Origin of the sequence: Phyllobacterium sp. (assembly GCF_037994425.1) — a bacterium.
Taxonomy (GTDB): domain Bacteria; phylum Pseudomonadota; class Alphaproteobacteria; order Rhizobiales; family Rhizobiaceae; genus Phyllobacterium.
The window spans coordinates 1-19,505 of the sequence record NZ_JBBNAM010000380.1; the positions used below are offsets into that span (position 1 = coordinate 1).

The window sequence follows — 19,505 nt, forward strand, 5'->3', positions numbered from 1 at the left end:
CGAAGAGGTCGATCTCGAAGAAGAACAGCGTGATGTCCCGTGTCGCTCCATTGTCGACCTTGCGCTTGAGCATGTCGATGTCGGTGGCGAAGTCCGGGCTTTCGGGATGCTTCTCCGGATAGGCCGAGACAGAAATATCGAAATCGGCGAAGGCCTTGAGGCCGGCCACAAGGTCAGCGCCGTTCTCATAGCCGCCTGGTGTCGGCTTGTAGTGCGACCCGACGCCGCTTGCCGGATCGCCCCGCAGCGCAACGAAGCGCTTGACGCCCATGGCGGCAAATTCGCGTACGACCGTATCCACGTCTTCCTTCGTCGCATCGACGCAGGTGAGATGTGCAGCGGCGTTGACCTCAGTTTCGGTCAGGATGCGCTTGATCGTGCGGGCTGTGCGTTCGCGTGTCGAACCACCGGCGCCGTAGGTCACGGAGACAAACTCAGGGTTGAGCGGCGCAAGGCGCGTTACGGTTTCCCAAAGCCGCTCCTCCATAACTTCCGTCTTGGGTGGGAAGAATTCGAAGGAGACGCGAATATTGTGGCCGATATCGGGGCGGCGCGATTGGCGAAAGAAACTCATTAGACACTCTCCGTGACGCGGGAGGTTAAATCGGGATCTGCAATCAGCAAGCGTGGGTCGCGTGCCAGCCACAGTTTGACGGTCAATTTGTTCTTGTCTTTCGGTTCAAGTTCCGTGCTCTCTTCGAGCATCAGCCCGGCTTCGGTAAGCCACTCGCGCATCTGCGTGTCGCTGAAACCAAGGCGCATATGCGCATGATTGTCGCGCAGAAACTCAAGCTCATGCGGCGCAAAATCGACGATGAGCATGCGCCCCCCTGCCCGCAACGCACGTGCCGCCTCGCGGATCGCTTCGGTCGGATTGTCGAGGAAGTGCAGGACCTGATGAATAGTCACGAGATCAAAGGATTCACGATCGACCGGCAATGAGTAGACGTCACCATGGCGTACCTGCGCATTGGCAATACCGTCACGATCGAGATTGGAGCGGGCAACGGTCAGCATATCGCGGTTTATGTCGACGCCGACCCCACGGACATAAAGCGGGGAAAAGAGTTCGAGCAACCTTCCCGTCCCCGTGCCGACATCGAGCATGGCCTGGAATGGCTTGCGACCGACGATCTTGAGGAGAGCCGCTTCCACGGCACCATCGGGCACATGCAACGAGCGAATCATATCCCAGCTGGTCGCGTTGGCGCTGAAGTAAGCGGCCGCACGTTCGCGCCGCTGCAATTTCACGGAGGAAAGCCGTTCGAGATCGCGCTCAAGGAGAGGATCCGAAAAGTCGAGCCGGTCGAGCAGCGAACGAGCGATATCGCCGACGAGGAGCGAGTCAGCCAAGCGGAAATAGGCCCAGGATCCCTCCTGATAGCGGTTGATGAGGCTTGCCTCGAACAAAAGCTTCAAGTGGCGTGACACGCGCGGCTGCGATTGGCCGAGGATGGAGGTAAGGTCAGAAACGGTAAGGTCGCCGCGTGATAGCAGTGCCAGAATTCGCAGACGGCTCGGCTCTGCCGCTGCTTTCAGCGTATCGACCATAAGGTCCAGGTTGAGATCACGCTTGTCCATGCATCAATCCTCAAAAGACATAAAGATATGTTTATGTGACAAACGCCCGATTAGCAAGTTGTTTTTGCCGTGGACGACATTTTTTGCCGCGCCTGAAATAGCTCAAGAATCGTCTAGGATGATGCAATGAGCACAGGAACGAACCGCCAGCGCGCCATCAATAAGGCTTTGACATTGCTCCTACCCGCTGTGCCCTTCTCGGATTCCGAGCCGATCCGGGCCGCGGCGGGCGCCTCGCACATGAAGACGCTGCCGCCTTCGACCGCCGTGTGGCTGGCAACGGTTGCCCATGTGCGCCATCAGCATACTGACTACGACACCCTGCGCGACGACGGCTACGATAAGGACTCGGCGCGGTTCTTCGTGCTCGATGCCATCAATCGGAAATTGACGGAGTGGCGGGCGACGCGCCTGCTTGATCCGGACGCGGACGATCCGAGTTGACGGGCTCTCCATCGTTGCAACCGTTCCAGCCATCCACGAAAACGAGTTCGTCCAGCGGCAAGCGCTTGCGCCATCCGCGCTGTTCCAGTTCCGGTGCCTTATAAAGCTCGTCGACATAGCCGACACACAGATAGGCGACGATCTCGACGTGCTCGGGGATCCCGAGAATGCGACGCATGTCCGCATCGTGATAGATGCTGACCCAGCCGACGCCGATTCCTTCGGCGCGCGCCGCAAGCCAGAGATTTTGCACGGCGCAGACCGTGCTGTAGAGGTCCATCTGACGATTGTGGGTGCGCCCAAGCACGACTCGGCCGCCGCGGGTCCGATCGCAGGTGATGCAGATATTGACGGGCGCCTTGAGGATGCCTTCAAGTTTCAAAGAGGCATAGAGCGCCTGACGTTCGTCCGAGAACATCGCTTTCGCTTCGTCATTGGCGCGGGCGAACGCGCTATGCACCTCCCGCTTGCGCTCCGGATCGCTGATCAGGATGAAATTCCATGGCTGCATGAACCCGACCGAAGGGGCATGGTGGGCCGCATCAAGCACCCGCATCAAGATGTCGTCGGGTATGGGCTTCGGCAGGAACTGGTCGCGCACGTCGCGCCGCGTATAGATGGCTTTGTAGACCGCTGCGCGTTCATTCTCAGAAAAGCGATCGGCGGCAATCGGACCATGGCGTTTATCATGCATTGTTTGCTCCCAACAACGCTTGAAACTCTCGCCGCCGTCCGCGCGGTCCGAGCTATGAGGTCCGGCCGGTCTTCTGACTGAGGTTCATCTGAGCCGCGCGCCTTCCGGATCGAAGTCCGTGGCAACTGCGCGTCCATCCCCTTTACAGCGTTGGGCACGTGCCGGATTTCCACCGGCTTCCCGATTCTCCCGCGACAATTGCCGCAGGCACCGGACCTTGCTCGTCATTCGCCACAATTTTCAGAAACGTGCAAGTCTCACGGCTGATAAATCCATTGCTCGGGAACGCGCACATCGACCTTTTCGCCGCCGCGGATCGTTCCTGGCTTTTCGACCCAGGCGACGATGCCGCGCAGCCGCCGCGAGATGCGGACGAAATCGAGCGCTGTTGTCACGGGGTCAGCCGTCCCTGCATGTTCGCCTATCGAGCGCCCTGCAACCTTGCAAGGGGCGTTCTGCCCATCGACCTTCAGAGTTACTCCGCCCTCGAAAAAGAGGAGCGTGCGGGGTGGAAGCAGGGAGAGCGACGGGACCCCATCAATAAGCATATTGGCGCCGATCCACTCCGCCCTGAGTTCGGCAAGGCCCATGCCCCTAGCAACTTGCACAAGTTCATCCGGGGCAAGTATCGAAAGCTGGCGCTCGTTGCGCATCTCTGTACCGCGCGGGTACCAGGGTTCGCGCCCGCCCGATTTCCGCGTCGATCCGGCATGGAAATCACCGACGATGCCGTCGAAAGTGACCGTGAGTTCGCCTGCTGGTGCTGTAACGAAATCGCCGGAGCGCGCCTCGAACAGGCTGCTCACCCGCCCGCTGAGTTTGCGTGCCGGCAGAATCTCCGTTCCGGTTGAAAAAAGGTCGGTCATCAATGCTCCGTGAAAATCCGAAAGTTCGCCGCATCATATGAAAAAAGTCTGCCAACACCAGCCAGTATGCCTGATGAATGGGTCAAAATCTGTGATGAGAATTCGGTGAACTATTGGCGCTCGGCAACACCTTGGACATGTGGCATGCTACAACCCATCAGAAAGGCGAATCGTCTCCGATTGACAATCGTTATGCGTTCTGCTTTCGTTCTGTTTTTACCCGGGGGTTTGTCGTGAACGCTGAAGTTATGGACGCAGCCATAGATTTGGCGAAACGAACCGCTGGAAAGCGCTTTCACACGGTTCTTGCCGATCCGCCTTGGCGGTTCACCAATCGCACGGGAAAAGTCGCTCCGGAGCACAAGCGCCTCTCTCGCTACGGCACCATGACAACCGACGATATCTGCGCCTTGCCGATCGCGGACCTGACTGCGCAACCGGCGCACCTTTATCTTTGGGTCCCGAACGCGCTTCTGCCGGAGGGGCTCCGGGTGATGCAATCCTGGGGATTTGAGTACAAGTCCAACATCATCTGGCACAAGGTCCGCAAGGACGGCGGTTCCGATGGACGCGGTGTCGGCTTCTACTTCCGCAACGTGACCGAGGTACTGCTGTTTGGCGTGCGCGGCAAGAATGCGCGCACTCTTGCGCCCGGTCGCAGCCAGGTGAACTATCTGTCATCGCGAAAACGCGAGCATTCGCGCAAGCCCGACGAGCAGTATGACCTCATCGAAAGTTGCTCGAAAGGACCGTACCTGGAGCTCTTCGCTCGAGGAACGCGGCCGAACTGGACCTATTGGGGCAATCAGGCCGACGAAGACTACAAGCCGACCTGGAAGACCTATGCCTACAATTCTGCGGCGGAGGCCGCGGAATAATCGAACGTTACAACCGATGACGGAATGCCAATAAGGACGAGCGGGCAAGGGTTGCCGACGCCCCGCAAGACGCGATCGCGCAGCTTGCGCCAGTGGGTCGTGGCCTCGCCGAACTTGTCGCCCACGAAGGCATCGACCCATGCCTGACGGAAATCGCCGGTGCGCTCTGCCCGCGTCAGAATCATTTCCCGCTGCCGCCTGGTCGGAACATAGTTGAAACTGTCGAGCTGCCCGAGTTCATCGACAGCCCTTTCGTCCGCAAATCGCCGCAGGATCGTTCGCATGTCGTTCTGAAGGCTCTCGCCGCGCGTGATAAGCCCGCCGACGGATACGGCCCCCTCGGCATGCAGGCGCTTGAAGCTTTCAAGATCGCGATCGAAGAAAGGGTCCTTGTTGTTCCACTCGATTTCGAGTGCAAAGACCGACGCCTGCGGACCAAAGGCTTTCACGTGATCGATTTCATGGGAGAGAGAGGCCACTTCCCTCTCTTCCTCATATTCGGCCCACCGCACGGTCTTGCGAACACGGATATTGCGCTTGCTCCAGCCGCGTTCAGCGAGACCGCGGCGCAGACGCTGCGTCAGCCGCGCTTCACCACCCCCGGCGGCGACAATTTCGGTGACGGGGATCGTGAGATCGAGCAGCACCGTTTCAAGGTCGTTCTCCGCGCCCGCCATGTCCATGGTGACGATGGCTTCGGCGTGGTGAAGCGGCAAGATATCAAAACCTCGTTCCTTCAGCCGCTCGAACATGGAGCTTTACCGCGTCAGACGCTTGTATGTCGGGCGCTTGGGGTTGACGCTGTCGGGTCCGAGGCGGCGGATCTTGTCGTTCTCGTATTCCTCGAAGTTCCCTTCGAACCATTCGACGTGGCTGTCGCCCTCGAAGGACAGAATATGCGTGGCGAGACGGTCGAGGAACATGCGGTCGTGGCTGATGATCACGGCGCAGCCAGCGTATTTTTCCAGGGCATCCTCGAGTGCCGATAGGGTTTCGGTGTCGAGATCGTTGGTCGGTTCGTCGAGCAGGAGGACGTTACCGCCGGACTGCAGCATCTTTGCCAGATGCACGCGATTGCGTTGACCGCCGGAAAGATTGCCGACTTTCTGCTGCTGGTCGCCGCCCTTGAAATTGAACGCCGAGACATAGGCACGCGAATTCATCTCGTGCTTGCCGAGCTTGATGATGTCGTTGCCGCCCGAAATCTCCTCCCAGACGTTCTTGTCCGCCTTGAGGTGATCGCGGCTCTGGTCAACATAACCGAGATGCACCGTGTCGCCGATACGGATCGAACCGGAATCAGGCTTCTCCTGACCGGTAATCATCTTGAACAGCGTCGTCTTGCCGGCGCCGTTCGGCCCGATCACGCCGACAATGCCGCCCGGAGGCAGCTTGAAGGTGAGGTTCTCGATCAAGACGCGATCGCCGAAGGACTTGGTCAGATTCTCGGCCTCGATAACCACCTGTCCAAGGCGCTCGCCGGCCGGGATGATGATTTGCGCATCGCCGGGACGCTGATTATTGGCAGCGTCGACCAGTTCATCATAGGCCTTGATACGAGCCTTGGACTTGGCCTGGCGCGCCTTGGGGCTTGCGGCAATCCACTCACGCTCGCGCTCCAGCGCCTTCTGGCGCGAAGCCTCTTCACGGCCTTCCTGCTGCATGCGCTTGGCCTTGGCTTCGAGATAGGCGGAATAGTTGCCCTCATAGGGAATGCCACGGCCGCGATCGAGTTCGAGGATCCAGCCGGTGACATTGTCGAGGAAGTAGCGATCGTGGGTGATGAGCAGCACGGCGCCCGGATATTCGCGCAAGTGCTTTTCAAGCCACGCGGTGGTTTCGGCATCGAGATGGTTGGTCGGCTCGTCGAGCAATAGCAGGTCAGGTTGTGACAGCAGCAGGCGACAAAGCGCGACACGGCGGCGCTCACCACCGGAGAGCTTGGTCACATCGGCATCGCCCGGAGGGCACCGCAGTGCCTCCATCGCCATTTCGACCTGCGATTCCAGATCCCAGAGGTTCTTGGCATCGATGATGTCCTGGAGTCTGGCACCCTCATCCGCGGTCTCGTCGGAATAGTTCATCATCAGGTCGTTGTAGCGGTCGAGGATCGCCTTCTTGTCGGCGACGCCTTCCATGACATTGCCCATCACGTCCTTGTTGGGATCGAGCGCGGGCTCCTGCGCGAGATAACCGACCGTCGCGCCGTCCGCGAGCCACGCCTCGCCAGTGAATTCCTTATCCGCGCCAGCCATGATCTTGAGGATCGTCGACTTGCCGGCACCGTTGGGACCGAGAATGCCGATCTTGGCTTCGGGATAGAAGGAGAGATGAATGTTCTCGAGAACTTTCTTAGTGCCATAGGCCTTGTTGAGACCGGCCATATGATAAATGAATTGGCGTGCCATAACGCGCGTCACTCCGATGTTCGTTTTTCGTGTGAATGAAGTTGCGCCGTATTTAGGGGAAAGGGCCTGCGGTGGCAATGCGCGGGCGCTTTATTTCGCGGCTGGCAGGTAAATGAACCGAATTGTCAAGATAAGCCGCACCGCAAAATGAGCGAAACCGGGCGCGGATATTTCCGTCACCCGGTTTCCCCTCTGGTGCCGCATTCGGGGAGCGTCCTCTTCTCCCTTGAACGGCCATGAAAATGGCAAGATGGGCAGTCGCATCTTCAGCAAAAGCGACGATAGTTTCTAAGCCCGTTTCTTTCGGAGTGAATTTCTGCGGCATGTTTTTGTCGATTGCAAGAGGCTATGCAAAATAAAATTGCACAAAGTTTTCTGTGGTCAATTATTAGGCAGCATCGCGATAATATGTGCGGAATTCATTGGAATTTATTCCGCATTGACTAATCGCGCGCCACCCTTTCAATTGCAGGTGGGAGGCTATGCATGGCATTCGACGACGTAGAAACGATACGCACTGCGACGGGTGCAGCACTAGCGGTTCGGGTCTCGGCCGCGGACGGCCAGCCCCGTGGCATTGTTCAGATTTGCCACGGCGTCAGCGAGCACTCCTTGCGCTATGCGCGCTTTGCGCAGTTCTTGAGCGAACAGGGTTTCCAGGTTTACGCCCATGACCATCGCGGCCATGGGCTGACAAAAGCGCCCGGAGCGCCGGCAGGGCGCTTTGCGGAAACGAACGGGCGCAAACATGTGCTGGACGACGTCGACGCCGTTAATTGCTTTGCTCGCAACCAATGGCCAGCGCTGCCACTTATCCTGTTCGGACACTCGATGGGCGGTCTCGTTGCCCTCAACTATGTTGTCAAACATCCCGAAAATGTCAGCGCCGCCGCGGTCTGGAATGCGAATTTCTCCTCCGCCTCCCTCAACCGCATCGCGCTTGGCATCTTGCGCGCGGAACGCATGTTCCTCGGTTCCGACGTTCCCAGCATGATCCTGCCGAAGCTCACTTTTCGTGACTGGGGACGCAGCATCAAGGGTGCACGCACAGCCTCGGACTGGCTGTCACGCGACCCGGACGAAGTGGATGCCTATCTCGCCGACCCGCTCTCGGGCTGGAATCCGACCGTCAGCATGTGGCGCGACATTTTCGATTTCATGATCTCCGGCACCGACGACGCGTTGCTGGCCACCGTGCGCCGCAGCCTTCCCTTCAACCTGGTCGGCGGCGCCGAGGATCCGGCGACGGCAAAAGGCAGGTCCATAAAAGAGCTGGAGAATCGGCTGTTGCGCCTGGGCTTCACCGATGTCGAGAGCAAAATCTATGCGGACACGCGCCATGAAGGTCTGAACGAGATCAACCGCGAGGAGATCATGCTTGATTTCGCACTCTGGGCGATCCGCATCGCCGAACATCGAACGAAAGAACTGGTAAACAGCTGATCATGCCTGACGCACCCCTCAAAGGTATCCGTGTCATTGAACTTGCCCGCGTGCTGGCGGGCCCATGGGCCGGCCAAATCCTCGCCGATCTCGGGGCCGACGTCATCAAGGTGGAGAACCCTGCAGGCGGCGACGAAACACGCGGCTGGGGCCCTCCCTTCATTACCAGCAGCGAGGGGGAAAATCTTTCCGCCGCCTATTTTCATTCCTGCAATCGCGGCAAGCGTTCGATCACCGTTGATCTCGCGTCGCCTGAAGGCCAGGAAACCGTCCAGACACTTTGTCGGACGGCCGACGTGGTGCTTGAGAATTTCAAGGTCGGCGGCCTCCGCAAATACGGCCTCGACTATGAAAGCCTGCGCCTGGAAAACCCCAAGCTCGTCTATTGCTCGATCACGGGCTTTGGCCAGACCGGTCCCTACGCCGCACAGGCCGGCTATGACTTCATCATTCAGGGCATGTCCGGGCTGATGTCGGTCACGGGCGAGCCCGACCGCGAGCCGCAGAAGGTCGGCCTTGCCGTAGCGGACGTCTTCACTGGCCTTTACTCGGTCATCGCCATCCAGGCAGCACTCGCGCATGTTGCCAAGACCGGCGAAGGCCAGATGATCGATATGGCGCTTTTCGACGTTCAGTCAGCGGTGCTGGCCAATCAAGCGATGAACTACCTCGCGACCGGAAAAAGCCCGCACCGGATGGGCAATGCACATCCGAATATTTCGCCCTATGAGGTTGTGCCGACATCGGATGGCCACATGATCCTTGCCGTTGGCAATGACGGCCAGTTTGCCCGCTTCTGTTCGATTGTCGATCGCGACGCCCTTGCCAGTGACCCAAGGTTTCTGACCAACCGGGCCCGTCTCGAAAACCGCGCTGAATTGACGGCATTGATCGGAACCGAAACAGGCAAGCGCACGCGCGCCGAGCTCCTCGACGCCTGCGCCAGGAACGCCGTACCCGCCGGCCCCATCAATCGCATCGGCGAAATGTTCGATGACCCGCAGATCGTTTCGCGCGGGTTGCGGCTCGATCTCGAAGACAGCCACGGCAGCACCATTCCTTCGGTGCGCACGCCGATTGTCATGTCGAAGACACCATTGCAATACGAGCGGCCTTCGCCGCGCCTTGGCGAACACAGCGCCGACATAATGAGCGAATTGAAGGACATTACTGATGAAAACCGGCGGTGAATTGATCGTTGAGGCTCTGGTGGCGAACGGTGCCGAGCAGCTCTTCTGCGTCCCGGGCGAGAGTTATCTTGCTGTGCTCGATGCACTATACGACGCCAAAATCGGGGTAACGGTGTGCCGTGCCGAGGGTGGCGCGGCCATGATGGCGGAGGCGTGGGGAAAGTTGACGGGCAAGCCCGGAATCTGTTTCGTCACGCGCGGCCCAGGCGCCACCAACGCTTCGCCGGGAATTCACATCGCCATGCAGGATTCGACGCCGCTTATCCTGTTCATCGGCCAGGTGCAGCGCGACGCCCGTGAACGCGAGGCCTTCCAGGAGGTCGAATATCGCCGTTTCTTCGCGGACACGGCAAAATGGGTCGCCGAGATCGATGATGCGCGCCGCATTCCGGAATTCGTCACACGGGCCTTTGCTGTTGCGACGTCCGGCCGTCCGGGTCCGGTTGTCCTTGCCCTTCCCGAGGACATGCTCACCGACAAAGTGGAGGCGGTCGCGACTCAAGGCTTTCAGCCGGTCGAAACCGGCCCCTCGGCCGCCGTCGTCGAAAAGCTTGCTGATCTTTTGCAGGGCGCCCAAAAGCCGTTCATGATCCTTGGAGGTTCACGCTGGAGCGAGCGAGCGGTTCATTCGATAACGCACTTTGCCGAAAAATGGCAACTGCCCGTTGGCTGCTCGTTCCGCCGCCAGATGCTGTTCGACCACCTTCACCCAAACTACGCCGGCGATGTCGGCATCGGGATCAATCCAGCGCTCGCAGCGCGGGTCAAGGAGGCCGATGTTCTCCTCCTCGTCGGCGGCCGCTTCGGCGAAATGCCCTCCTCCGGCTACACACTGATGGATAGCCCCTACCCGAGACAGAAGCTGATCCACGTTCATCCCGATGCGGACGAGCTCGGGCGGGTCTATCGTCCTACGCTTGCCGTAAATGCGGCGCCCGATGCGTTCGCGGAAGTGGTCGAGCATCTTGCTCCGCCATCTCACATCAACTGGCCCGGCGAAACGGAAAAAGCGCACCAATCCTACCTCGCCTGGTCTACGCCGCCAGAGACTGGCGCGGGCAAGGTCGCGATGGGGCGGATAATGACCTATCTCGAAAGCGTTCTTCCCGAGTATGCGATCATGACCAACGGCGCAGGCAACTACGCCACCTGGCTCCATCGTTTCCATCGCTTCCGCCGTTTTGGGACACAGGCGGCCCCGACCTCGGGCTCAATGGGATATGGCTTGCCGGCCGCCGTCGCCGCCAAGCAGCTTCACCCCGATCGCACGGTCGTCTGTTTTGCGGGTGATGGGTGTTTCCTGATGAATGGTCAGGATTTTGCCACAGCGGTGAAGTACGGACTGCCGATCATTGTCCTTGTCATCAACAACAATATCTACGGCACGATCCGCATGCATCAGGAAAGAGAATATCCCGGACGCGTCTCGGCGACGGACCTCACCAATCCCGATTTCGCCATGCTTGCCCGTGCCTATGGCGGTCATGGCGAGACCGTCGAGACCACGGATGCGTTCGAAGGCGCATGGCAGCGGTCTGTTGCCAGCGGCAAGCCCGCCATTATCGAAATACGGCTCGATCCGGAAGCAATCACACCCGCAAAGACACTGACCGACATCCGCAATAAGCGGTGACCACCCCTGACGACGCAATAATTGAGGTATGGCAAGCCGGTGCGTTCAATGTTATGGAGCCCGCCTGATGAGACAATACGAAAGCGTCTGACTTGAGCAATCCGGCAATTACAATCGTTATTCCCTGCCGAAACGAGGCCGCCAATCTAGCCTTTCTCCTCGATGAAGTGGATGCCGCCATGGATGGCCGCAGCTACGAAGTCATCGTTGTGGATGATGGCTCGACGGATACGACCGGCGACGTGCTCGCTGGCCGCATCAATGTGGGAAAACCGCTGCGCCACGTGCGCCACGACAAATCCGCAGGCCAAAGTGCCGCCGTGCGGTCGGGCGTATTCGCGGCGAGAGGCGATATAGTCGTGACCATGGACGGTGACGGCCAGAACAACCCCGCCTATCTGCCGCAGCTCGCCGATGCCCTCCTCAATGCGGGGTCTTCAATCGGCATCGCCGCGGGACAGCGCTTGAAGCGCACCGATACCAAGCTGAAGCAGATCGCCTCGAAATATGCCAACCAGCTGCGCGGCGCCATCCTCAAGGACAATACGCGCGACTCCGGTTGCGGCCTCAAGGCGCTGCACACCCACATCTTTCGCGAACTCCCCTTCTTCGATGGCTGGCACCGCTACCTGCCGGCGCTCGTCATCCGCGAAGGCTACGGCGTCGTGCATGTCGATGTGGTTGACCGCGAACGGCGGCACGGCAAGTCGAACTACGGGATTCTCGACCGCGGGCTGCGTGGCATTCTCGATCTATACGGTGTCTGGTGGCTGAGAAAGCGCCGCAAGACTGTCCCAACCATTACGGAGATCAGCCATGGCTGACGCTATCACCAATTGGCTGCACTCGGTATTTGTCGCACAGTTCGACGCCTGGGTCGTGCTCGGCTTCTTTGCGCAAGCCTGTTTCACCATGCGGTTTGTACTGCAATGGCTTGCGTCCGAACGGGCCAAGCGAAGCGTCGTGCCCGTCACGTTCTGGTTCTTTTCGCTATTCGGCGGGGCGTTGCTTTTTGTTTACGCGGTCGTGCGCAAGGACCCCGTCTTCATTGCGGGCCAGGGTCTCGGTCTCGTCGTCTACATTCGCAATCTCTGGCTGATAGCCAATGAGAAGAAAGCGATGACGCAAGACACGTGACCGCGTTGACGAGCCATATCGACTCTGTCCCCGCCGCAACCACACCGAGGCGGCTGCGGGCCAGCCACTACCTGCTGCTGGTGTTCATCTGCATCGTCTCGTTCGTACCCGGCATCGCTTCGATCCCGCCGCTCGACCGTGACGAATCCCGCTATATTCAGGCCACGCACCAGATGGCGGAAAGCGGCGACTATGTGGATATCCGCTTTCAGGATGCATCGCGCTACAAGAAGCCGATCGGGATCTACTGGCTGCAGAGTTCGGCACTGAAACTGACGGGCTTCGACGACGACGCGCCCGTTTGGGCCTACCGCCTCGTTTCGGTGACGGGCGCTACAGTCGCGGTGCTGGCGACCGCAACGCTCGGCGCCTTTCTCTTCGGGCAGAGCGCTGGTCTCCTCGCCGGTATAGCCCTTGCCGCAATCGTCATGCTCGGCTTTGAAGCGCGGGTCGCCAAGACTGACGCGACGGTGCTCGCAACGGTCGTCATAGCCCAGGCAGCGCTCGCCTTCATGTGGATGGCAAGCCGAAGGCAGGCCGCCGAAACTTGGGCCCCCGCCCTTGTATTTTGGGTGGCAACAGCCATCGGCGTGCTGATCAAGGGGCCAATCACACCCTTCGTCAGTATCCTCACCATGGGTTCGCTCAGCCTCTATTACCGCGAGTGGCGCTGGCTCACACGGCTGAAACCGATTGCCGGCGTCCTGATTCTGCTGGCGATCGTTTTGCCGTGGATCATCCTGATTACCATGAAAAGCGGCGGTGCCTTCTTCAATGAATCGGTCAACAAGGACTTTCTCTCCAAGGTGGGCGACGCACAGGAAAGCCATGGCGCGCCACCTGGCTACTTCGCGCTGATCTTCGTCTTCTTCATCTGGCCGTTCGGCGTGTTGGCGATCCGTGGGGGCTTGCAGGCACTCGGCCGCCTGCGCGAAGATCCACGCCTTGCGTTTCTCGTTGCCTGGTACGTCCCTTTCTGGTTGGTCACGGAACTGATCCCGACCAAACTGCCGCACTACGTCCTGCCGGCCTACCCGGCGCTGCTGTTGATGATGGCGTGGGCGATTGACACCGGGATCGCGGCGGGACCGTATCAGGGCCGATGGCAGATCTGGATCGAACGCCTGACATTGCTCGGCCTCGCCGCCGCGACGCTGGCGCTTATGGGCGCGGGCCTGGTCCTGCCCTATGTGATGACCGGCTCCTTTTCATTTCCCGGCATCATCGCCTTCTTTAGCGCGCTCGCGGCAGGGCTATTGGCAAGCGGCCTCATCCTGAATCACAACTTGAAGGGTGCTCTGCAAGCTTCTGCAACCTTTGCCATTATTACGTTCGGCCTGCTCACTTGGGGCGTTGTCCCGGCGCTGACGCCGATGTGGCTGAGCCCTGCGATCGCCGATGCCTTTAAGGCGGCAAAGCCCTGCCCCGGCAGCGTGCTCGCTTCGGCAAGCTATGCGGAACCCAGCCTCGTCTTCCTTGCCGGCACAAATACCGTTCTGACCGACGGCGCAGGCGCAGCCAAGCACATCCTCGACGATCCGAAATGTGCCATCGCTGCGGTCGATGAAGGACAGCGCAATGGTTTCATTGCTCGCCTGCCGGACGGCGAAAAATCCGTCGCCGCCGTCGCAACCGTCTCTGGCATCAATTATAGCAAGGGTCGCCGGACCACGGTGACGCTTTACAAGGCCGCCCAGTAGGCCGGCCCTATCAACTCGCTGATCTCCGAATCTTCAAATCGCTGATCTCCGAATCTTCAAAGCGTCCAAAATGCCTACGACTAGAGTCGAATTGATTTTCGGGATGCAATTATAGGAAAATATTCCCCATATTAACCGGGGTTTATTTAATGCATCAGCCGAAGCGAAATAATTCCACGAACCTGGATTTGCATTGGAGACTGCGAGCCAATGACGTTCTTCTCAAGGCGGCTAGGCTTGGGTCACAGGACGGGCGCAATGTCGCCTTCTGCAAGTCAAGTTGAGACAGAGCATCGAACGCTCCATGCGGAGCTTCGGGAGTATGAGCGTCTCTGTCGCAAATACAACGCCGATCAACCGCGCGTGCCTGCGGGCAATTCAGATGGCGGTCGATGGACCAGCGACGGTGGGGGAAGTGGTTCCATTGCGCGAGATAAGCAGCGCCCGAAGGGACGAGGTTCGACGACCACCTTTCAGGCAGTCGCTGCTACGGCTTCGAACTTGGCTCGTGAAGCGCAAAAGGTCGGAAGCACAATTGCGCGTGAAATTCCGATCCGCACACTGCCCGTAATAAGAACTACTGTCAGATTATTATCGGCTCTGAAGGCTCCTGATCTCGAATACCCCGTTGACGAAGCCCTCCAGCATTACAACGCCATTGCAGCCGAGAACGATCCGCACACGATTCCGTTGATTTTCGGCTCGCGCCCGCCAATACACTAAGGACGATACGGGCGAACGCCTTTGGGCCAGCGTCCATGAAGCCGACGTTGAAACGATCAAACAGTATTGCCCGAGATACGTGGACGTTCAAAACATAGCGAACAATGTCGCGTCGAGTATGGGAGCGATAGCTCACTATGGATCGCCGCAGAACTACGGAAATCAGTTCCATCTTCGCGCAGCGGAAGAGATTAATAATGTATGGCGAGAACAGCTTATCCCTGAACTCTACATTATGTCGCAGCTAGACAGCGTTTCGGACAATTCCTATCAACGTGTAGTAAGGCCTCGCGAAGCGGGTTCGATAGGTTTAGACGTTTACGAGCAAATCGATGATGACATAGCCTGTATTTATGACTTTAAGACGGGCAAACGCGGACTGAGTGGCAGGCGAATGACACACTTCTCTTCCGCCAGCGCCAAAAGATTTCCGAGGGTAAACAAGTTCTTTGTCATCGAGATAAAACCAAGTATCGGCTCATCGAGTGGAGTCGACTGAGATGACCACAATCAAAGATGTACAGATTGCCGTGCGCCCGCTTATCCAACGTCGTACCGATCTGGCTTCGGTTGGCCGCAGCGTATTTATTAAACCCGCTCGCCACACGTTAAGGGGGGTAGACATTGAAAGCCGCAGGGATCCGCGTTTGTTTGCTCCTCGTTACTCTGTACGGCTCCTCATTCCCACCACCAAAGCATTTCCCGGCTGGGGTTCCCGCTTTTACCAGTCAAATTATAGCGATCCAATTGCAAGGTCTGGCTGGAATATCAATGAGCCAGACACCACTGCCCATATGTTAGAAATCATCGAAACGGCCATCGATGAACTCTATGCAATAGAGACTTTGGACGACTATTACGAATATCTTTCGCGATTGCGAATGCCTTGGATATCTTCGACTATTCTGGAACTCTTCGAGATGCTGATCCTGGCAATGAAAGGCGACCTTGCTGCGGCGTTGAAGCTGCTCGAAGGCAACAAGACATTATTCGATTACCTTGATTGCCCACGGTTTTACGCTGCGTTAGTGGCCGCAGACCGCGCAGAGATGGCGCAAATCCTTCACGATTGGGAAGCAACGTCAAGACATACAAAATCGGCAAGTTCTGGGAGAGAACACCATTTCCGCTGGAGATTTGAAGGCGAGGCGGAAACGCCTCAGCTGGCTCTACCAACCAGCGGTCGTCCCACCGAATGGTATTCGAGGCCGGTGCCTTCAATGTCCTGTCCGCTATAGACGTTGCGCAGGTCAAAGAGGAGATTTCCGTCCATCAGTTTCGCGACCCGCTTCAGGTCGAGTGCGCGGTAGACGTTCCATTCGGTCAAAAGCAGCGTAATCCCCGCCCCTTCGACCGCTTCATAGGCCGACTTGCACCAGTTGACGCCGGTGAGAACTTGCTCGGCGGCGTTGCGCGCTTCCGGATCGTGAGCCCGGACCGCAAGCCCGGCTTTTTGCAGCAGCGGAATGATATCCAGCGCCGGCGATTCGCGAATATCGTCGGTATTTGGCTTGAAGGCGATACCGAGCACAGCGACGGTTTTGACCGCGTTCGTCCGTGCCGCCTCGATCACCCGCTCGGCCATGGAGCGTTTGCGCTGCTCGTTGATCGAAACAACCTGCTCGATCAACGTTTGCGGCGCATCGAGTTTGCGGCCGGTGGCGGCATAGGCGCGCGTGTCCTTGGGGAAGCAGGAGCCGCCAAAGCCCGGGCCGGCATGCAAGAACTTCGAACCGATTCGATTGTCCATACCGATGGCGCGGGCGACGTCCTGCACATTGCCGCCGGCTTTCTCGCAAAGATCGGCAACCTCATTGATAAAGGTCACTTTCATGGCAAGGAAAGCATTGGCTGCGTATTTGATGATCTCGGCATTTTCCAGTGTCGTTAAGATCATCGGCGTTTCACGCAGATAGAGCGGACGATAGACCCGTTTCATCGCGAGTGCGCCTGCATCATCATGGACGCCGACGACGACGCGGTCCGGCCGCAGGAAATCCTCGACCGCCGAACCTTCGCGCAGGAATTCCGGGTTGGACACCATCGAGAATGGAACGCCGGGACGTGCCTTGGCAATACGCGCCCGCACGTCGGCATTGGTGCCGACGACGACGGTCGACTTGATGACGATCACGGCATCAGGTTTCATCACGGCCGCGATCTCGTCCGCCGCAGCATGGATATACTGCAGATCCGCCTCGCCATCGCCGCGGCGCGAAGGCGTCCCCACCGCAATAAAAATCACGTCGGCATCGGCAACGGTTGTTGCGAGATCGGTCGTGAAGACGAGACGTCCATCGCGCGCGTTGCGGTCCAGGAGATCGTCGAGCCCAGGTTCGAAGATCGTGACTTCGCCCGCCTGCAGCCGCTCGATGATAGCGGGGTTCTTGTCGACGCAGGTGACCTGGAAGCCGAATTCGGCAAAGCAGACGCCCGATACCAGACCGACATACCCGGTCCCGATCATCGCAATTTTCATTGGTAGGCTCCATCACATATTTCTTGCGCAGACATTTCGCATATTAGCGATGCGCTGCCAATCGCCTGCGACGTTGAGGGCGCAGGCGATTGGAAATGTACGGCATCAATCCATTTTGACGGGCTTGCGCTCAGGCCCCTTGCGCTCTGCCGAAGCTGCCCAGAGATTAATGTTGGCATCGTTGGCATAGGTGTCGATTTCCGCGAGTTCGGCATCGGTGAACTCGAGATTGTCCAGTGCCTTGACGCAGTCGACAACTTGCTGCGGCTTGCTCGCGCCGATCAAGGCAGTCGTGATGCGTCCTTTGCGCAGAACCCATGCGAGCGCCATCTGTGCCAGTGTCTGGCCGCGCTTGCCCGCAATGTCGTTTAGTGCGCGAATATTCGCAAGATTGCGGTCGTTTAGGAATTCCGGATTGAGGGACTTGCCCTGCGCCGCGCGGCTCTCCTCCGGCACGCCCTTCAGATATTTGTCGGTCAGCATCCCCTGCGCGAGGGGTGAGAACACGATCGAGCCAATGCCGAGGTCCTCCAGCGTGTCGATAAGCCCATCCTCCTCGATCCACCGATTGATCATCGAATAGCTCGGCTGGTGAATGAGGCATGGCGTCCCGAGCTCCTCCAAGATGGCCTCCGCCTCGCGGGTACGCTTCGAATTATAGGAGGAAAGGCCGACATACTGCGCCCGCCCGGATCGGACGATATGATCGAGCGCCATCATGGTTTCTTCGAGCGGAGTATCCGGATCAAAGCGGTGCGAATAGAAAATATCGACATAATCGAGACCGAGCCGCTTGAGGCTCTGGTCGCAGCTCGCGATGATGTATTTGCGGCTGCCCCACTCGCCATAGGGACCGGGCCACATATTGTAGCCCGCCTTCGATGAAATGATCAGCTCGTCCCGGTAACCCTTGAAATCGGTTCGTAATATCTCGCCAAACGCCGCCTCCGCGGAGCCCGGAGGCGGGCCGTAATTGTTGGCGAGGTCGAAATGGGTGATGCCGAGATCGAAGGCCTTACGGCAGATCGCCTGCTTGAGCTCGTGCGGCGTGTCATCGCCGAAATTGTGCCAGAGGCCGAGGGAGATGGCCGGCAGCCGCAAACCGCTCCTGCCGCAGCGATTATATTTCATCGTGTCGTAGCGTTTGGAATCCGGTGTCCAGCCCATGGTCGTCGTCCTGCCTTGAATATTGCAACCCGCGCGCGATTCCGCGCGAGCCGGACTATGGCGCAAACCCCCATCGATGTCATGGGCGGATTTTGTGAACCCGGGCCTTATCTTTTAAGGTCGTTCGGCTGCCCGTGCCTCACCCCTTGATGATTTGGCCCTCATTGTCGAAGCGATAGGTCCGCCCCGCCATTGGCGTTGCAAAAAGCGTGCTGTCAACATCGTATTGGTGCTCGCCGAAGAGGCGAACCGTCAACGGGCCGAAATCGGTCTGAAGATAAATGATGGTGTCCGCACCAAGATGCTCGACGTGGATGACCGAGCCCTTCCATTCACCGGATGTGCTGCTGACATCGATATGCTCCGGCCTCACCCCGATTGTCTTGGCGCCACTTTGGCCGAGTTTCGCCGCATCAATGAGATTCATCTGCGGGGAGCCGATGAAGCCGGCAACGAAGATCGTCTGCGGCGCGTTATAGAGTTCCATCGGCGAGCCCACCTGCTCGATCCTGCCCTTGTTGAGCACGACGATCTTGTCGGCAAGGGTCATCGCCTCCACCTGGTCGTGCGTCACATAGATCATGGTCGCCTTGAGCTGGCGATGCAGGCGAGCGATCTCGAGGCGCGTATTTACCCGAAGCGCGGCGTCGAGGTTTGAAAGCGGCTCATCGAACAGGAACAGTTCCGGTTCACGCACGATGGCCCGGCCAATGGCGACGCGCTGGCGCTGGCCGCCGGAAAGTTCGGCAGGACGCCGTTCCAGATAATCGTCGAGCGAAAGCATGGCCGAGGCAATTTTCGTACGATCCTTGATTTCCTGTGCCGGTTTTCCTGCCTGCTTCAACCCTAGCCCCATATTGTCGCGCACCGACAGATGCGGGTAGAGCGCGTAGGTCTGGAATACCATCGCGATACCGCGTTTGGCCGGCGGCGTATTGTTCACCTTCTTGCCATCGATCAGAATATCGCCGGAGGTCGCATCTTCAAGGCCGGCGATGACCCGCAGCAGCGTAGACTTGCCGCAACCCGAAGGGCCGACAAATATGACGAATTCGCCATCCTCGACCTCAAGGTCGATGCCCTTCAGCACGTCGACGTGGCCGAAGGACTTGCGGATATTCTCAATCTTCAAAGAACCCAATGTCTTGTTCCCATTCGTTGA

20 protein-coding genes and 1 riboswitch are annotated in these 19,505 nt (G+C 58.6%); of the genes, 10 read left to right on the forward strand and 10 right to left on the reverse strand.

From position 1 onward, the window contains the following. Positions 1-574 (reverse strand): methylenetetrahydrofolate reductase (locus AAAB35_RS25560; RefSeq protein ID WP_340671148.1); only part of this gene is annotated, 574 nt, incomplete at its 3' end. Further along, positions 574-1,581, reverse strand: a complete 1,008-nt coding sequence (locus AAAB35_RS25565; protein WP_340671149.1) for a metalloregulator ArsR/SmtB family transcription factor — start codon at positions 1,579-1,581, stop codon at positions 574-576. The genes AAAB35_RS25560 and AAAB35_RS25565, both read right to left, overlap by 1 nt. 126 nt (positions 1,582-1,707) lie before the next feature. On the opposite strand from AAAB35_RS25565, the gene AAAB35_RS25570 reads away from it, so the two are divergent. Beyond that, positions 1,708-2,025: a DUF2293 domain-containing protein gene (locus AAAB35_RS25570; RefSeq protein WP_340671150.1), complete on the forward strand. Its 318-nt coding sequence runs from the start codon at positions 1,708-1,710 to the stop codon at positions 2,023-2,025. On the opposite strand, the gene bluB is transcribed toward AAAB35_RS25570, so the two are convergent. After that, positions 1,958-2,719: a 5,6-dimethylbenzimidazole synthase gene (bluB, locus tag AAAB35_RS25575; protein WP_340671151.1), complete on the reverse strand. Its 762-nt coding sequence runs from the start codon at positions 2,717-2,719 to the stop codon at positions 1,958-1,960. The two genes, AAAB35_RS25570 and bluB, sit on opposite strands and share 68 nt — an antisense overlap. 45 nt (positions 2,720-2,764) lie before the next feature. Then, a riboswitch (cobalamin riboswitch) is annotated at positions 2,765-2,949 on the reverse strand. A gap of 27 nt (positions 2,950-2,976) precedes the next feature. Continuing rightward, positions 2,977-3,585 carry a molybdenum cofactor sulfurase gene (locus AAAB35_RS25580; protein WP_340671152.1) on the reverse strand — a complete coding sequence of 203 codons (609 nt, stop codon included), beginning with the start codon at positions 3,583-3,585 and terminating at the stop codon, positions 2,977-2,979. 233 nt (positions 3,586-3,818) lie between these two features. On the opposite strand from AAAB35_RS25580, the gene AAAB35_RS25585 reads away from it, so the two are divergent. Further along, complete coding sequence (locus AAAB35_RS25585; RefSeq protein WP_340671153.1) at positions 3,819-4,463, forward strand: MT-A70 family methyltransferase; 645 nt, start codon at positions 3,819-3,821, stop codon at positions 4,461-4,463. Here AAAB35_RS25585 and AAAB35_RS25590 read toward each other — a convergent pair. From AAAB35_RS25590 to AAAB35_RS25600, 3 genes are read right to left on the reverse strand one after another with little or no spacing between them, the layout of a single operon-like run. Next, on the reverse strand, positions 4,433-5,215 hold the full coding sequence (locus AAAB35_RS25590) for a BglII/BstYI family type II restriction endonuclease (RefSeq protein WP_340671154.1): 783 nt from the start codon (positions 5,213-5,215) through the stop codon (positions 4,433-4,435). The two genes, AAAB35_RS25585 and AAAB35_RS25590, sit on opposite strands and share 31 nt — an antisense overlap. 6 nt (positions 5,216-5,221) lie before the next feature. Continuing rightward, entirely contained in the window at positions 5,222-6,871 is a 1,650-nt protein-coding gene (gene ettA / locus AAAB35_RS25595; RefSeq protein WP_340671156.1) for an energy-dependent translational throttle protein EttA, read from the reverse strand. Positions 6,872-6,923: 52 nt separating this feature from the next. After that, complete coding sequence (locus AAAB35_RS25600) at positions 6,924-7,196, reverse strand: hypothetical protein (RefSeq protein ID WP_340671157.1); 273 nt, start codon at positions 7,194-7,196, stop codon at positions 6,924-6,926. A 161-nt stretch (positions 7,197-7,357) separates the two neighbouring features. Between AAAB35_RS25600 and AAAB35_RS25605 the strand changes: the two genes are divergently transcribed. From AAAB35_RS25605 to AAAB35_RS25640, 8 genes are all read left to right on the forward strand, one after another. Continuing rightward, on the forward strand, positions 7,358-8,314 hold the full coding sequence (locus AAAB35_RS25605; RefSeq protein ID WP_340671158.1) for an alpha/beta hydrolase: 957 nt from the start codon (positions 7,358-7,360) through the stop codon (positions 8,312-8,314). Positions 8,315-8,316: 2 nt separating this feature from the next. After that, on the forward strand, positions 8,317-9,504 hold the full coding sequence (locus AAAB35_RS25610; protein ID WP_340671159.1) for a CaiB/BaiF CoA-transferase family protein: 1,188 nt from the start codon (positions 8,317-8,319) through the stop codon (positions 9,502-9,504). After that, positions 9,488-11,137, forward strand: a complete 1,650-nt coding sequence (locus AAAB35_RS25615) for a thiamine pyrophosphate-binding protein (protein ID WP_340671160.1) — start codon at positions 9,488-9,490, stop codon at positions 11,135-11,137. Before AAAB35_RS25610 ends, AAAB35_RS25615 begins: the two co-directional genes overlap by 17 nt. A gap of 92 nt (positions 11,138-11,229) precedes the next feature. Continuing rightward, on the forward strand, positions 11,230-11,961 hold the full coding sequence (locus tag AAAB35_RS25620) for a glycosyltransferase family 2 protein (protein WP_340671161.1): 732 nt from the start codon (positions 11,230-11,232) through the stop codon (positions 11,959-11,961). Next, on the forward strand, positions 11,954-12,274 hold the full coding sequence (locus AAAB35_RS25625; RefSeq protein WP_340671163.1) for a lipid-A-disaccharide synthase N-terminal domain-containing protein: 321 nt from the start codon (positions 11,954-11,956) through the stop codon (positions 12,272-12,274). The genes AAAB35_RS25620 and AAAB35_RS25625 overlap by 8 nt, the downstream gene beginning before the upstream one ends. Beyond that, positions 12,271-13,974, forward strand: a complete 1,704-nt coding sequence (locus tag AAAB35_RS25630) for a glycosyltransferase family 39 protein (RefSeq protein ID WP_340671164.1) — start codon at positions 12,271-12,273, stop codon at positions 13,972-13,974. The genes AAAB35_RS25625 and AAAB35_RS25630 overlap by 4 nt, the downstream gene beginning before the upstream one ends. Before the next feature lie 258 nt (positions 13,975-14,232). After that, positions 14,233-14,697 (forward strand): hypothetical protein, encoded by a 465-nt coding sequence (locus AAAB35_RS25635; protein WP_340671165.1) that lies wholly within the window; start codon positions 14,233-14,235, stop codon positions 14,695-14,697. A 500-nt stretch (positions 14,698-15,197) separates the two neighbouring features. Then, entirely contained in the window at positions 15,198-15,935 is a 738-nt protein-coding gene (locus AAAB35_RS25640) for a hypothetical protein (RefSeq protein ID WP_340671166.1), read from the forward strand. Here AAAB35_RS25640 and AAAB35_RS25645 read toward each other — a convergent pair. From AAAB35_RS25645 to AAAB35_RS25655, 3 genes are all read right to left on the reverse strand, one after another. Further along, on the reverse strand, positions 15,857-17,176 hold the full coding sequence (locus tag AAAB35_RS25645) for a UDP-glucose/GDP-mannose dehydrogenase family protein (RefSeq protein ID WP_340671167.1): 1,320 nt from the start codon (positions 17,174-17,176) through the stop codon (positions 15,857-15,859). The genes AAAB35_RS25640 and AAAB35_RS25645 overlap by 79 nt on opposite strands. A gap of 105 nt (positions 17,177-17,281) precedes the next feature. Further along, complete coding sequence (gene mgrA, locus AAAB35_RS25650) at positions 17,282-18,343, reverse strand: L-glyceraldehyde 3-phosphate reductase (protein ID WP_340671168.1); 1,062 nt, start codon at positions 18,341-18,343, stop codon at positions 17,282-17,284. Between the two features lie 139 nt (positions 18,344-18,482). Next, the gene (locus tag AAAB35_RS25655) at positions 18,483-19,484 is read right to left on the reverse strand and encodes an ABC transporter ATP-binding protein (protein ID WP_340671169.1); all 1,002 of its coding nucleotides are present in this window, start codon (positions 19,482-19,484) and stop codon (positions 18,483-18,485) included. Positions 19,485-19,505 lie beyond the last annotated feature (21 nt).